This window comes from Nocardioides dokdonensis FR1436, from assembly GCF_001653335.1.
Taxonomy (GTDB): domain Bacteria; phylum Actinomycetota; class Actinomycetes; order Propionibacteriales; family Nocardioidaceae; genus Nocardioides; species Nocardioides dokdonensis.
Genome location: NZ_CP015079.1, coordinates 3,671,462 through 3,685,464, shown reverse-complemented (window position 1 = coordinate 3,685,464; position 14,003 = coordinate 3,671,462). Strand labels below are relative to the sequence as shown.

General features: G+C 71.9%; 13 protein-coding genes. 8 read left to right on the top strand and 5 right to left on the bottom strand.

What is annotated here, in order from left to right:
• Nucleotides 1–27 precede the first annotated feature (27 nt).
• Both I601_RS17425 and I601_RS17420 read left to right on the top strand, forming a co-directional pair.
• Entirely contained in the window at nucleotides 28–1,317 is a 1,290-nt protein-coding gene (locus I601_RS17425) for an MFS transporter (protein WP_237089454.1), read from the top strand.
• Nucleotides 1,314–1,634 carry a hypothetical protein gene (locus I601_RS17420; RefSeq protein ID WP_068112541.1) on the top strand — a complete coding sequence of 107 codons (321 nt, stop codon included), beginning with the start codon at nucleotides 1,314–1,316 and terminating at the stop codon, nucleotides 1,632–1,634. The genes I601_RS17425 and I601_RS17420 overlap by 4 nt, the downstream gene beginning before the upstream one ends.
• Here the strand turns inward: I601_RS17420 and opgC are convergent.
• From opgC to I601_RS17395, 5 genes are read right to left on the bottom strand one after another with little or no spacing between them, the layout of a single operon-like run.
• Nucleotides 1,620–4,016: an OpgC domain-containing protein gene (gene opgC, locus I601_RS17415; protein WP_068112539.1), complete on the bottom strand. Its 2,397-nt coding sequence runs from the start codon at nucleotides 4,014–4,016 to the stop codon at nucleotides 1,620–1,622. The genes I601_RS17420 and opgC overlap by 15 nt on opposite strands.
• Entirely contained in the window at nucleotides 4,013–4,501 is a 489-nt protein-coding gene (locus I601_RS17410; RefSeq protein WP_084527771.1) for an ATP-binding protein, read from the bottom strand. Before I601_RS17410 ends, opgC begins: the two co-directional genes overlap by 4 nt.
• Nucleotides 4,494–4,829, bottom strand: coding sequence for an STAS domain-containing protein (locus I601_RS17405; protein ID WP_068112536.1), 336 nt, complete (start codon nucleotides 4,827–4,829; stop codon nucleotides 4,494–4,496). Before I601_RS17405 ends, I601_RS17410 begins: the two co-directional genes overlap by 8 nt.
• Nucleotides 4,826–6,787, bottom strand: coding sequence for a glycosyltransferase (locus I601_RS17400; protein ID WP_068112531.1), 1,962 nt, complete (start codon nucleotides 6,785–6,787; stop codon nucleotides 4,826–4,828). Before I601_RS17400 ends, I601_RS17405 begins: the two co-directional genes overlap by 4 nt.
• Nucleotides 6,784–7,983, bottom strand: coding sequence for a PP2C family protein-serine/threonine phosphatase (locus tag I601_RS17395; RefSeq protein WP_068112528.1), 1,200 nt, complete (start codon nucleotides 7,981–7,983; stop codon nucleotides 6,784–6,786). The genes I601_RS17400 and I601_RS17395 overlap by 4 nt, the downstream gene beginning before the upstream one ends.
• Nucleotides 7,984–8,193: 210 nt before the next feature.
• On the opposite strand from I601_RS17395, the gene I601_RS17390 reads away from it, so the two are divergent.
• The 6 genes from I601_RS17390 (at nucleotide 8,194) to I601_RS17365 (ending at nucleotide 14,003) form a co-directional block, all read left to right on the top strand.
• Complete coding sequence (locus I601_RS17390; RefSeq protein ID WP_068112525.1) at nucleotides 8,194–8,910, top strand: response regulator transcription factor; 717 nt, start codon at nucleotides 8,194–8,196, stop codon at nucleotides 8,908–8,910.
• Between the two features lie 106 nt (nucleotides 8,911–9,016).
• A complete protein-coding gene (locus I601_RS17385) occupies nucleotides 9,017–9,790 on the top strand; it encodes an MlaE family ABC transporter permease (RefSeq protein WP_084527769.1) in 774 nt (257 codons plus the stop codon).
• Nucleotides 9,790–10,629, top strand: coding sequence for an MlaE family ABC transporter permease (locus tag I601_RS17380; RefSeq protein ID WP_068112522.1), 840 nt, complete (start codon nucleotides 9,790–9,792; stop codon nucleotides 10,627–10,629). Before I601_RS17385 ends, I601_RS17380 begins: the two co-directional genes overlap by 1 nt.
• Before the next feature lie 4 nt (nucleotides 10,630–10,633).
• The gene (locus tag I601_RS17375) at nucleotides 10,634–11,947 is read left to right on the top strand and encodes an MCE family protein (protein ID WP_084527767.1); all 1,314 of its coding nucleotides are present in this window, start codon (nucleotides 10,634–10,636) and stop codon (nucleotides 11,945–11,947) included.
• The gene (locus tag I601_RS17370) at nucleotides 11,944–13,020 is read left to right on the top strand and encodes an MCE family protein (RefSeq protein ID WP_068112519.1); all 1,077 of its coding nucleotides are present in this window, start codon (nucleotides 11,944–11,946) and stop codon (nucleotides 13,018–13,020) included. The genes I601_RS17375 and I601_RS17370 overlap by 4 nt, the downstream gene beginning before the upstream one ends.
• Nucleotides 13,020–14,003: an MCE family protein gene (locus I601_RS17365; RefSeq protein WP_068115191.1), complete on the top strand. Its 984-nt coding sequence runs from the start codon at nucleotides 13,020–13,022 to the stop codon at nucleotides 14,001–14,003. The genes I601_RS17370 and I601_RS17365 overlap by 1 nt, the downstream gene beginning before the upstream one ends.

The following is a 14,003-nucleotide window of genomic DNA, read 5'->3' as shown; positions in this document are numbered from 1 at the left end:
GCTAGAGCGAGGGGAGAGGATGCAGTGGTGAGCACCGTGCGCGCGTCGCCGAGCCGCCGGGCCGTGCTGGTCTGGGCGGTGGCGCTGTCGCTGTACCTGCTCGCGGTCTTCCACCGCTCCTCCCTGGCGGTCGCGGGCCTCGTGGCGACCGAGCGGTTCGGGATCTCCGCCTCGCAGCTGGCGGTCTTCACCATGCTCCAGCTGCTCGTGTACGCCGCCATGCAGGTGCCGGTGGGTCTGCTCGTCGACCGCTACGGCCCGCGCAGCGTGCTGCTCAGCGGCGCCGTCATCCTGGCCGGCGCCCAGACCGCCTTTGCGTTCGCCGACTCCTACTCCGTGGCCCTGGTGGCCCGGTTCTTCGTCGGCATGGGCGACGCGCTGACCTTCATCTGCGTGCTGCGCCTGCTGGTCACCTGGTTCCCGGTGCGGCGGGTGCCGTTCTTCAGCCAGCTGACCGGCACCATCGGCCAGACCGGCGCGATCGCCGCCGCCGTGCCGATGACGTGGGCGCTGGGCCGGTGGGGCTGGACGCCGGCCTACCTCTTCACCGCCGGCGTGGGGGCCGCGCTCACGGTGCTGGCCCTGCTCGTGGTGGCCGACGCCCCGGGACGCCGCAACCTCCGCGGCGAGCTCATGTCGCCGGCGCGGGCCGCGGCCAGCCTGCGCGCCTCCTGGGCGCACCCGGGCACCCGGCTCGGGTTCTGGATGCACTTCAGCACCCAGTTCAGCGCCACCACGCTGACCCTCCTGTGGGGCTACCCCTTCTTCGTGCGCGGGGAGGGCCGCAGCCCTGCCGAGGCCGGCGTCCTGCTGACCCTCATCGTGGTGGCCGTGATCATCAGCGGCCCGGTGCTCGGTTGGCTGATCGGGCTGCACCCCTGGCACCGCTCCTCGATGGTGCTCGGCATCGTCGCCGCGATCGTGACGACCTGGACGCTCGTGCTCGCCTGGCCCGGCCCCGCGCCGCTGGCGCTGCTGGTGGTGCTGGCCCTCGTGTGCGGCGTCGGCGGCCCGGCCTCGATGATCGGCTTCGACGTCGCCCGCACCGCCAACCCGCCCGAGCGGATGGCGAGCTCCACCGGGATCATCAACGTCGGAGGGTTCTCGGCCAGCCTGGTCCTCGTCGTGGCCATCGGGCTGGTGCTCGACTGGCGCACCCCTGGCGGCGGCACCGACTACACCCCCGAGGCCTTCCGCTGGGCGATGAGCACGCAGTACGTCATCTGGGTGATCGGGCTGTCCCAGGTGGTCCGCTACCGGTTGCGGGCCCGCCGGGTCTTCGACCGGGCGGCTCTGGAAGCAGAGGGTCGAGGGTGACCCGCCGCGAGGTGGAGCACACGCCGGACGGGCGCTACATCGTCGTCGACGGACGCCGCTGGCGGGCCACGGACCCCGAGATCCCCGAGGACCGTCGCGACGAGCTCCAACGGATCCTGATGGCGTGGCGCCGCGACGTGCGGCGGACCAAGGGGACCGACGAGGAGGCCACGTCCCGGGCCGGGGTGCAGGCCGCCAAGCTCGCCCTCGGGGAGCGCGGCCAGCCGCCCTGGTGGGACCAGACGCTCGAGGAGCGACGGGCGCGCTGGCAGGCGCCGGTCAGCGCGCCCTCCGACGGACGCTCAGACGAGGGTTGACCACGCGACCAGGACCAGGACGTGAGCCACCAGGACGGCGAGGCCGGCGCGCCCCAGTGGCACGAGCGCCCGTCCCACCGTGGCCCGGAAGGGCACCCACCAGGCCGTGAGCACCGCCAGCGCCACCAGGCCCACCACCAGCACCGAGACGAGACGTCCCGCGGGCAGGTCGCGTCCCGGCCACCAGTCGACCCAGGGACTGGCCGCGGTGCCGTGGGTCGCGGCGGCGGTGGCGGCCACGGCCAGCGCGAGCACGCCGAGCGCCAGGGCGGCCCGGGCCCAGCGGGACCCCCAGCACCGCGCGAGCGCGGCGCGGTGGTGGCCCAGCACGAGCCCGTGCACGAAGACGACCTGCCAGACCAGGGGCGGGTACGCCGCGTCGAACTGCGCGTCGGTCCAGTCCGGCGACCCGAGCACACCCCAGGCGTAGGCGGCCCAGGAGGCGCCCAGCACCAGCCACCACAGCCGGCGGCGCAGCAGCCAGAGCACCACCGGGGCGACCAGGCTGAGCAGCGCCAGCAGGCCGAGGATGTTCAGCGACCACACGCCGGTCTCCAGCGCGAAGAGTCGCTGGACCGACGGCCACGGGGGCGGGTAGTCCAGCAGCGGGGCGGCGTCGGCGAAGAGGTCGATCCGCTCGCCGGCGGGGGTCGTCCAGGTGGTGACCGCCGCGGTGCGGAGCCCGGGGACGTAGGAGAGCCCGAGCACGAGCAGCGTGGTGGCCACGGCGGCGAACCACAGCACGGCCGCACGCCTCCAGAGCCGGGCGCCGGCGGCGACCTCACCGACGCGGGCGACGAGCGGGGCGTGGCCCACGGCGATCGCGGCACCGGAGAGCAGCACGAAGGCCTCGGGGCCGGTGGTGACACCCATCAGGTGGGCGACCGGGCCGCGACCGCCCGAGAGCACCTCGAGGTGCGCCAGGACGAGGACCACGAGCAGCCCGCCGCGCAGGGCGTCGAGGCGCTCGTCCCGACCGCCCGGGTCGTCGGCCGAGCCGCGCGCCGCCGACCACGACCAGCCCGGTCGCAGTCGTCGGGTCGCGAGCGCGACGAGCAGCAGCGCCAGCAGGCACCAGGACGCGATCACCAGCCCGCGGGCGGTCGGCAGGGGTTCCACGGCGGCCGCCCGGTCCGGGTCGGAGGTCTCGTCCGCCGGGGTCGGGTCGGTCGTCTGCTCCGGGACGTCGGTGATCGGGCCGAGGACGACCGTGCCCTCGAGGTCGGCCGCGAGGGCACGGGCCAGGTCGGTCGAGCGGGTCGCGCGCCAGTCCACCGTGCGTCCGTCGACCTCGGCCTCCGGTCGGCGCTGCTCCAGCCAGGCGATCCCGCGCAGCAGCGGGTAGTCGTCGAGCGACTCGAGCACCTGTCTCCACCACGTGCGCTTGATGTCGAGCTCGGGGTCGCCGGCCGGGTCGGGGAGCCAGACCGCGCCGGTCTCGACGAGGAGCGGGAGGTCGTGGCGCTCGGCGAACCGCTCGTAGAAGGGGGAGCGGCCCCGGCCGCGGCCGTAGCCGAACTCCTCCTCCAGACGGGCCCGGAACGCTCCGGCCTCGGGCTCGACGTCGCTGTCGAAGCCGATGCTGCGCTCCTCCTCGCCCCGGGCGCCGCCCTGGACGGGGTCGAGGTCGTTGTCCTGGCGGCCGCGGTCGATGCCGAAGTGGTAGAGGGTGAGCCCCACCCAGTCCACGGCGTCCGGTCCGGGCCAGTAGGGCCCGTAGGGGTCGTCCCGGCCGTCGAGCCGACCGTTGCCGTCGGTGTCCAGCGCGTCCGAGGCCGAGGCGCGGTCGGGGTCCACGTCGCCGTAGGCGGCCCCGTAGGGGTAGCCGGCGCCGTAGACGGGGGACCAGACGGTCTGGGCCTCGGGCGTGGAGGTGTGCAGCACGTCGGCCACGGTGCGGAAGGCGTCGACGAAGGCACCCGGCTGCTGGCCCCAGGCGTACCAGGTGCCGTTCATCTCCGGGGCGAAGCGGACCAGGAAGGTGGTGCCGAGCTCGTCGTGGAGAGCGCCCAGGCGCTCGGCCAGCGCCTCCGCGTGGCTCGGGTCGAGGTCGCGGAGCGGCACCGACGGTTCGAGGCTGAGGACCGCGACCGCCCCCTGCGGCGCCAGCTGCCGGACGAAGCCCTCCAGGAAGGCGCCCGAGCGCTCGGTCACCGGGTACTCGACGCGCTGCTCGTACAGCGAGGGGGTCAGCCCCAGCCGGTCGCGGTACGCCGCAGCGCTGTCGTCGCTCCAGTCGAGCCCGGGGCCGAACAGCGGGGGACCGGCTGCCGGCAGCTCGAGGACGCCGTCGTCGTCCGCGTGCGCCGCTGCGGGGAGCAGCGACAGGAGGACCCCGGCCAGGACGACCAGCGCCAGGCTCCGCCACCGGCGGGGACTCACTCCCGGACGCCGTAGCGGGACAGCAGGTGCCAGTGGTTGATACCGCCGTCGCGGGAGTAGTCGAGGGCGTCGAGGGCCGCCGCCGCCATGGCCAGACCGCGACCGGACTCGGCCAGCTCGTCGGGCATGGCGGCACCTTCGAGGTCGAGCGACATCGGCATCCCGTTGTCGCTCAGCGAGGCCAGCATCCGGGTCGGGGTGAGCGCCACGGTGATGGCGAAGCGTCGGGACTCGCCGGGCCCGTGCGTGCTCGCGGAGTCCGCGCGGTAGGCGTGCTCGACGATGTTGGACAGGATCTCGATCACCGACATCTCGAACCGCATCCGGGGCACGTCCTCGATGTCGGGACGCGCGGCGAAGAGGTGCTCGAACATCGCGTGCACCAGCTCGAGGATCTCGGGGGTGGCCGGGGCGGAGAGCTCGAGGCGCTCGTCGAGCTGCTCGAGCGGCAGCTCGTCAGTGGTCCGCGGGTCGGGCTCAGTCATCGAAGGCGTCCTCGACGCTGTCCCGGGCACGCAGCACCCGGTCGAGGTTGGTGAGCTCGAAGACGCTGCTCACGGCCGGCGTGGGGCGGGCGATGCGGAGGTCGCCCCCGGCCTGCCTGGCGGCCTTGAGCCCCCCGATGAGAGCACCGAGCCCCGAGGAGTCGAGGAACGTGGTCTCCGCCAGGTCGACCACGATGCGCGCCGTGCCCGCCGCCACCAGCTCGGACAGGACGTCCTTGAGGCGCCGGGCGGCGACCATGTTGAGGCGTCCCTGGGGGACGACCACCCCCACACCGTCGGCCCGGGTGTGGACTGCGAACTCGATCATGCTGCTCCTTCGAGAGTGGTCGTCGGCACGAACCCGCGGTAGCGGGCGGCGCGGATGATGATGGAGAAGATGGCCAGGTCGAACACGACCCAGACCATGTTGAAGAGGCTGCCCAGGGGATCGGCCTGCCCGACGGCGATGCGCACGGCGCCGACGACGATCGCGACGACCAGCAGGCCGATGGCCCACAGCTGTGGTCGCACCAGGTGCCAGGCGGGTCCGGTGTCGGCCTGCTTCGTCTTGGGGGTCACGGCGAAGTCGAGGTCGCGGTGCAGGAAGACGTTGCCGAAGGCCGAGGTGAAGGACTTGATCCACACCGGGAAGAGCGCCAGCGAGTACTGCTGGCCGCGCCACGTGGGTCGACCGTCGGCCACGATGAGGAACAGCAGCTGGTTGACGACCAGGAACGGCACCAGGCGCACGAAGAAGTCGGTCGAGAGCGCCTGCACGGGGAGCACCCCGATCGTGAGGTAGATGACCGGAGCCGCGATGTAGACCAGGGCCGCGAACCCCGAGAGGTAGCTCCACATCGTGGAGAAGTACATGAGGCGCTGGGGGATGCTCAGGCCCTTCTGCACCAGGGGGTTCTCCCGGAACATGACCTGCACCGTGCCCTGCGCCCACCGCAGCCGCTGGACCAGCATGGTCTGCAGGTCCTCGGGCGCGAGGCCCTTGGCCAGCACCTCGTCGTGGTAGACGCTGCGCCAGCCCATCGTGTGCAGGCGCATGCACGTGGCCATGTCCTCGGTCACCGAGATGGTCGCCAGCGGCATGATCGGCTGGGCCTCGCCGGTGCGGTCGACGTCCAGCGCCCGCACCAGGGCCTCCACGGTCTCGACCGCTCCGAGCGGTGACATCTCGCGGCCGGCGAGGCGCGTCAGCGTCGCCTCGTCGACGGTGGCGAGGCTGAGGTCGGGGTCGTGGGCGATGCCGTCGAGCTCGGCGATCACGGCCAGGTCGGCCTGCAGCGTCTCGAGGTCGGCGGCGACCAGGCGGGTCCGCACCCCCTCCACCCGGCGCTGGAAGCGGTAGGTGACGTCGAAGAGCGGGACGCCCCGGGCCAGCTCGCGGCGGGCCCGGCCGATGTCGGCCTCGATCTCGTCGAGGGCCCCACGCACCTCGTGCTCGTCGGCCCCCAGCTGGCGTCGTGCCGCCCGTACGACGGAGCGCGAGGTGCGCAGGGCCCGCTTGACGCCGACCTCGACCTCACCCACGTAGCGCGAGATGCCCAGCTGCATCAGCGCCTCGCGCCGGATGATGGCGTTGGACCCGCAGAAGAACGCGGAGTTCCAGCCGTCCTTGCCCTGCTGGATGGGCCCGTAGAAGAGCGGCGCCTGGCTGCCCAGCGGATCGTGCTCGGGCACGTTGACGAACCACTGGGGCGTCTGGACCAGCGCCACCTTCTCGTCCTCGAAGTAGCCCAGGGTGTGGTCCAGGATCTCGGGGAGCGGGACCTGGTCGGCGTCGAGGATGAGCAGGAACTCGCCGTCGGTCGCGAGCAGGGCGTTGTTGAGGTTGCCGGCCTTGGCGTGCCGGGGCATCCCGTCCCAGTCCGAGGACCGCGTCAGCCAGCCGATCCCCAGGGACTCCGCGGCCTCGCGCATCTCGGGCCGGTTGCCGTCGTCGAGGATCCAGGTCCGGTGCGGATAGGTGATGGCCTTCGCCGCACGGGCGGTCTCCATGACGAGCTCGATCGGCTCGTTGTAGGTGGCGATGAAGACGTCCACGGTGCGGTCCGGGACGGGCGGCGGAGCCTCGCCACGCTCGCGGAGGCGCCACATCCCCATCCCGAAGAGCAGGGAGTCGATGAGGCTGTAGGTCTCGGCGAGGACGAGCGGGACCGCGATCCACCAGGCCGACCAGCTGACCGAGAACAACCACCGCCAGGCGACGTAGTTGACACCGAGCAGGGCGGTGGCCACGACGACGACACGGATCAGTGCCAGACGCCGGGTCACCCGGCCGCGTCCAGGGCGGAGCCGAAGACCGCCACGGCGGTGATGTCGTCGAGCGGCGTCTCCTCCGTGGCGAGCCGGGTGATGGCGGCCAGGCAGCCGGCCAGGTCGTCGGCCCCGGCCACGATCGCCGCGATCGGCTCCCACCAGCGCTGTGGGTCCGGGACCAGGTCGAGGAGACCGTCGCTGAACACCAGCAGGCGGTCCCCGGCCTCCAGGGACCGCTCGTGCTCGCTCCAGTGGTCGTCGGGCAGCACGCCCAGGGGTCGGTCCTCGCCGTCGAGGCGCTCGACCGCCCCGCCGGCGCGCACCAGCAGCGCGAGTCCGGAGCCGGCGTCGACGTAGCGCACCATCCCGGTCCGCGCGTCGAGAGCGAGCTCGAAGAGGGTCAGGAACGACTCGGCCGCCTCGAGGTCGGGCAGGAGGTTGCGGGCGACCTGGGTGACGGTGATCCCCAGGTCGACCCCGGCGGCGACGGCGGCGTCGGTCCCGCGCAGGGCCGTGCGCGCCCCGGCGCCGATCAGGGCCGCGCCGGTGCCCTTGCCCATCACGTCCCCGAGGCTCAGGTGCAGCACGTCGTCGGTGACCGTGTAGTCGTAGAAGTCGCCGCCGACGGCGAGCGCCGGCATGCACACGCCGGCCGCCTCCCAGCCGCCGACGCGCACCGGGGCCGAGGGCAGGAGCGAGGCCTGCACCCGCCGGGCCTGGGACATCTCGGTGGAGGCGACGAGCTCCCGCTCCGCCCACGCGGCCAGGTCCTCGAACATCTCCATCTCGTCGTCGTCGACGTCGCGCGGGGCGGTGTCGAAGACGCAGAACGTGGCGACCGGGGTCCCGGCCGGGTCTCTCAGGGTCCGCCCGAGGTAGAACCGGACGCCCCCGTGGCGGACGACGTCGAGGTCGGCGAAGCGCGGCACGGCCGCGGTGTCGCGCACCACCATCGTGTCGTCCCGGTCGATCGTCACGGCGCAGAAGGTCTCGGTGCGCGCCACCGGTGCGGCCGACAGTCCCTGGGTCGAGGGGAACCAGGCCTGGTCGTGGTCGAGGACGGTGACCGCGGCCATCGGGACCCCGAGCCCGAGCCGGGCGAGGCGGGTGATGCGGTCCAGGCGCGGGTGCTGCAGCCCCGGCACCAGGCCGAGGCTGTCGACGGCGCGCTGGCGCTGCGCCTCGGTGGCGGACGTGTCGTGCTCTGGCATCGGGGGGTTCCTGGCTCGTCTCGTCCGTCTGTCGTACCGCCGGGCGGTAGCCCCCCTGGCGTCACGATAGGTGCTGTGGGGCGGCTCCACCCGGCAAACACGGCCGAGGTGCCCGACGTTCTGGAGTCGGGATAACCTGGCGCGCGTCGTGGGGGGACGGCTCCGCACCTGCCGGGGGACCGGCACCAGCAGCCTTGCAGGAGGCACCGAGTGACCGCGCACCGAGCCCTCGTCGTCGACGACGACCCCGACATCCGCGACCTCGTGGTGATGGTCCTCGAGGGGATCGGGCTCACGGTCGACACAGCCGCGACCGGTGCCGAGGCGGTCGCTGCGGCCCGCGCGGTCGCCCCCGACCTCATCACCCTCGACCTCACGCTCCCGGATGCCGACGGCACCGACGTGTGCCGCGAGCTGCGGGAGTTCACCGACGCCTACATCGTGATGATCACGGGCCGCGACTCCGAGATCGACCGCCTGGTCGGCCTGGAGGTGGGCGCCGACGAGTACCTCGCCAAGCCGTTCTCGCCGCGGGAGCTGCGGGCCCGCGCCGTGGCGATGCTGCGGCGCCCCCGGCTGGGCGCCACGGCCCCGACGCTCGAGATCCCCGGCGGGCTCGTCGTGGACGGGCCCACCGGCCTGGTGCACCTCGACGACGAGCTCGTCCCGCTGACCCCCACCGAGGTCCAGCTGCTCTCCACGTTGGCGTCCCGGCCCGGGAGGGCCTGGCCGCGGGCCGAGCTGGCGAGCGCGGTCTGGGGCGAGGACTTCATCGAGTCCGACTTCCTGGTCGACGTCCAGGTCGCCGGCCTGCGCCGCAAGCTGCGCACCGCCGGGGGTCGTGAGTGGGTCCGCGCCGTGGACGGGGTGGCCTACCTGCTGGAGCCGCCGGCCGGGTCCGCCGATGTCGTGGAAGGCCGCACGTAGGACGACCCCGCGCCCTAGCCTCCTGTCCAGGCACCGAGCACCGTCGTTGCCAGAAACAGGAACACGTTCTAGTGTGACGTCGCCGTCATACTCGGGGAGGTGCAGGGTGGCGTTCTCAGTCGTGTCCGTCATCCGTGGACCCGGGGAGCTGGCCGCGATGACCGTCGAGGTCGTCAAGCGCATCTTCACCACCCCGTTCCAGACGCGGGAGTTCATCGAGCAGGCGTGGTTCATCACCAGCGTCACGCTGATGCCGACGATCCTGGTCTCGATCCCGTTCGGTGCGGTGATCTCGCTGCAGGTCGGCAACCTCACCGGTCAGCTCGGCGCCCAGTCCTTCGCCGGCGCCACCGCGGTGCTGGCGGTGGTGCGTGAGGCCGCGCCCATCGCCGCGGCGCTGATCATCGCCGGAGCCGCGGGCTCGGCCATCTGCTCCGACCTCGGTGCCCGCAAGATCCGCGAGGAGATCGACGCGATGGAGGTCCTCGGCGTCGACCCGATCGCGCGCCTGGTCGTGCCGCGGGTGCTGGCGACGATGTTCGTCGCGCTGATGATCATCGGCCTGGTCATCGGGGCCGGCATCAGCGGCGGCTACTTCTTCACCGTGATCGTGCAGGGCGGCTCGGCCGGGGCGTTCCTGTCGTCCTTCACCGCGCTGGCCACCCTCAACGACCTGTACATCGCCATCGTCAAGGCCGTCGTCTTCGGCGGCATGGCGGCGATCGTCGGCGCCTACAAGGGGCTCAACGCGGGCGGCGGGCCGAGCGGGGTCGGGCGCGCGGTGAACGAGTCGGTGATCGTCGCGTTCATGCTGCTGTTCTTCGTCAACGCGGTGATCACGGCCATCTACTTCCAAGTCGTTCCACCCCCGGGGCTGTGATGGCCAGCATCGGTTCGATCGCAGGAGCAGTGGTCAGCGGACGTCGCAAGGCGCTCGAGCAGTACGGCGACCAGCTGCTGTTCTACGTCAAGGCACTCGCCTGGACCCCGCGCGCCATCCGGCGCTACCCGCGCGAGATCACCAACACCCTGGCCGAGATCACCTTCGGTGCGGGCGGGCTGACGTTCATCGCCGGGACCGTCGGGGTGATCGCCTTCCTCGCGTTCTTCGCCGGCACCGAGGTCGGCATCCAGGGCTACGCCTCGTTGAGCCAGCTCGGCGTGGCCAAGTTCAGCGCCTTCATCTCCGCCTACTTCAACACCCGCGAGGTCGCGCCGCTGATCTCCGCGATCGCCCTGGCCGCGACGGTGGGCTGCGGCTACACCGCCCGCCTGGGCGCCATGCGGATCTCGGAGGAGATCGACGCGCTCGAGGTGATGGCGGTCCCGTCGCTGCCGTTCCTGGTCACCACCCGCATGATCGCGGCGTTCATCGCCGTCATCCCGCTCTACGTGGTGGCGCTGAGCGCTTCCTACCTCGCGCCCCGGCTGATCACGACGATGATCTACGGGCAGTCCGCGGGCACCTACGACCACTACTTCCTGCAGTTCCTGCCGCCCATCGACATGCTGTGGTCGTTCTTCAAGCTGCTGGTCCTGGCGACCGCGATCATCCTCATCCACTGCTACTACGGCTACACCGCATCCGGCGGACCGGCGGGTGTGGGCATGGCCGTGGGCCGGGCGATCCGCACCAGCATCGTCACGGTGGTCGTCGCCGACTTCTTCCTCTCCTTCGCCATCTGGGGATCGACCACGACCGTGCGGATCACGGGGTGACGACGTGCTGATCAACATCCACCACGACTCCCCGGCCGAGCACCGACGGCTGCTGGTGGCCGGCGTGGTCTTCCTGACCTCGATCGCGCTCCTCGTCTGGCTCTGCATCGCGGTCTACCTCAAGGTCTTCGAGCCCACCACCACGGTGGTCCTCGAGGCCGAGCGGGCGGGGCTGCAGCTCACGAAGTTCGGCGACGTCCGGGTCAACGGCGCGCTCGTCGGCCAGGTGCGTGGCATCGACCAGGACGGCGAGAAGGCGCTCATCACCCTGGGGCTGCGACCGGAGGCCGCTGAGGAGATCCCCGAGGACGTGCGGGCCGAGATCCTGCCCACCACCCTGTTCGGCCAGAAGTACGTCGCCCTCGTGATCCCGCGGGACGCCTCGGACACCGCGATCCAGGACGGCGACGTGGTGCCCGCGGACCGGGTGAGGACGAACGTCGAGCTCGACCGCATCCTGGGCGACCTCTTCCCACTGCTGAGGTCGGTGCGCCCGGCCGACCTCAACGCCACGCTCAACGCGTTGTCCACCGCTCTCGAGGGCCGCGGCGACCAGGCCGGCGAGACCCTGGACGAGCTCGGCGGCTACCTCGACGAGATCTCGGGCTCGCTGCCGACGCTGCGCCGGAACCTCGCCCTGCTCGCCGACGTCGCCGACGTCTACGACGACGCGGCACCCGACCTCATCGACGTGCTCGGCAACCTCACGGTGACCAGCAAGACCGTCATCGAGAAGCAGCAGGACCTCGAGACCTTCTTCTCCGACGTCCAGGGCCTGGCCGACGTCTCCACCCGGGTGCTCGAGGACAACCGCAACGACCTGATCGCCGTCGGCCAGGTCACCGCCCCGGTGCTCAAGCTGCTCGCGGTCTACTCACCGCAGCTGCCGTGCCTGCTGCGCGGCGCCACGAGGTACGACCCGCTGCTCTCGCGCTCCTTCGAGGGCAACGAGGTCAAGCAGTACGTCGAGCTGGGTGCGGCCCAGTACCGCGCCTACGACGAGCGGGACCTGCCGGAGTACGGCGAGGTCGGCCGCGGACCGTGGTGCCTGGGCCTGCCCGACCCACCGGTCCCGATCCCGCCGCAGCCGCTGCGCGACGGCAGCGACCAGGACTCCCGACCGCCCTCCAGCAAGCTGCCCGGCTCCGCGAGCGGGGTCAGCAGCGGGTACGCCGGCACCGCGGGCGACCGCGCTGTCGTCAACGCGCTGCTCGCCGGGCGCAGCGGACGCAGCGCCGACAGGTACGGCTCGCTGGGCTCGCTGTTCTACGGCCCCGTCGTGCGCGGTTCCGCCACCGAGGGGGGAGGTGCTCGATGAGCCGGTCGCGCAACGCCTCCACGATCGCCGCCGCGGTCAAGCTCGGCATCTTCACCGTCATCTCGGTGCTGGTCACGGGCCTGCTCGCCGCGATCATGGGCAACATCGGCTTCGGGTCGGGGACGGAGTACCAGGCCGTCTTCACCACCGCCTCGATGCTCGACAAGGGTGACGACGTGCGGATCGCCGGCGTCAACGTCGGGGAGGTCAAGAAGGTCGAGCACCAGGACCGCGACCACGCGCTGGTGACCTTCCGGATCAAGTCGGACGTCGAGCTGACGACCGTCTCGCGCGCGGAGATCCGCTTCCTCAACCTCGTCGGGGACCGGTACCTCGCCCTCGAGGAGGGGCGCGGGGCCGAGGACGCCGCGGCGCTGGATCCCGACGAGCCGATCCCGACGTCGCGCACCAGCCCGGCCCTGGACCTCACCACCCTCTTCAACGGGTTCAAGCCGCTCTTCCAGGCCCTGCAGCCCGACCAGGTCAACGAGCTGAGCCTCAACCTCGTGCAGGTGCTCCAGGGCGAGGGGGGCACGGTCGCCGGACTGCTGAGCCGGACCGCGTCGCTGACCAGCACCCTGGCCGACCGTGACGAGCTCATCGGGCGGGTCGTGTCGAACCTCGACGAGACGATGACGACGGTGAGCTCGCGCTCGACCCAGCTGACCCGCCTGGTGCTGGAGCTGAAGGGGTGGATGAGCGACCTGGCCAAGGACCGCAAGCTGATCGGCTCCTCGTTCGCCAACATCTCCGAGCTCACCGAGGTGGTCGCCGACCTGCTCACCGAGGCCCGACCGGTGGTCAAGGCCGACATCGCCGAGCTGCGGGCCCTGGCCGCGCTGCTGAACAAGCAGGAGAACCGCGAGGTGCTCGTGGAGCTCGTCGACCGGCTGCCCGAGTCGATGACCGACCAGACCCGGACCGGCACCTACGGCAGCTGGTACAACTACTACCTCTGCGGCTTCAACGGGCGGATCAGCCTGCCCGAGCTGGAGAACGTGCCCGGTCTCAAGCAGCTGCTCGCGCAGCTGAACAACCTGGACTTCCGCTCCACGGCGCCGAGGTGCAGCTGATGAGGCGCTACAGCGACGCGCAGATCCTGCGACTCGGGGCGATGACCGTCGTGCTGATGATGGTCGTGATGGCCGCGGCCTTCAACCTGTCCAAGTTCCCCGGCTTCGGCGGCAGCTCCTACCAGGCGCTGTTCTCCGACGCCAGCGGCCTGCACCGAGGCAACATGGTCCAGGTCGCCGGCATCCGCTCCGGCCGCGTCCAGGCCGTCGAGCTGCAGGGCGACCAGGTGCTGGTCACCTTCGAGGTCGAGAACGGGGTCGACTTCGGCGAGGACAGCCGTGCCTCGGTCGAGGTGCTCAACCTGCTGGGGGAGAAGTACCTCGAGCTCGTCCCGGCCGGTTCCGGTCAGCTCGCCCAGGACGACGTCATCCCGCTCGAGCGCACCCAGTCGGCCTACGACATCGTCGGCGTGTTCGGGGACCTGACGACCACCACCGAGGACATCGACACCGAGCGGCTGACCAAGGCCCTCGACGTCGTGGCCGACACCGTCGACTCCGCCGCCCCTGAGATCGGGGAGAGCTTCGACGGCATCGCCCGGCTCAGCCGCTCCGTCGCCTCGCGCGACGAGGAGATCCGCGCCCTGCTCGCGTCGTCGAAGGAGGTCAGCGGCCTGCTCGCCGACCGCAGCGACGACCTCGTCGACCTGATGGGCAGCAGCGACCTGGTCTTCCAGGAGGTCCGGGCCCGCAAGCAGGCCATCCACCGGCTGCTCGTCAACGCGCGCCGGCTCGCCGTCCAGCTCGAGGGGGTCGCGCGGGACAACCAGCGCCAGATCGGGCCCGCGCTCGCCGAGGTCGAGGAGCTGCTCGACCTGCTGATCGAGAAGGAGAAGGGGCTCAAGGACACGCTCGCGGCGCTGGGGCCCTACGTCTCGATCCTCGGCAACATCATCGGCACCGGCCCCTGGTTCGACGCCTACGTCGTCAACCTGGCCGCGATCCCCACCGGTGAGTTCGTCCCGACCAGGTTGGAGGACTGA

Excerpts from the sequence above, each read along its gene's own strand:
- I601_RS17410 (WP_084527771.1), bottom strand. The coding sequence starts at position 4,501 with ATGACTGAGCCCGACCCGCGGACCACTGACGAGCTGCCGCTCGAGCAG.
- I601_RS17405 (WP_068112536.1), bottom strand. The coding sequence starts at position 4,829 with ATGATCGAGTTCGCAGTCCACACCCGGGCCGACGGTGTGGGGGTGGTC.
- I601_RS17395 (WP_068112528.1), bottom strand. The coding sequence starts at position 7,983 with ATGCCAGAGCACGACACGTCCGCCACCGAGGCGCAGCGCCAGCGCGCC.
- I601_RS17380 (WP_068112522.1), top strand. The coding sequence starts at position 9,790 with ATGGCCAGCATCGGTTCGATCGCAGGAGCAGTGGTCAGCGGACGTCGC.
- I601_RS17370 (WP_068112519.1), top strand. The coding sequence starts at position 11,944 with ATGAGCCGGTCGCGCAACGCCTCCACGATCGCCGCCGCGGTCAAGCTC.
- I601_RS17365 (WP_068115191.1), top strand. The coding sequence starts at position 13,020 with ATGAGGCGCTACAGCGACGCGCAGATCCTGCGACTCGGGGCGATGACC.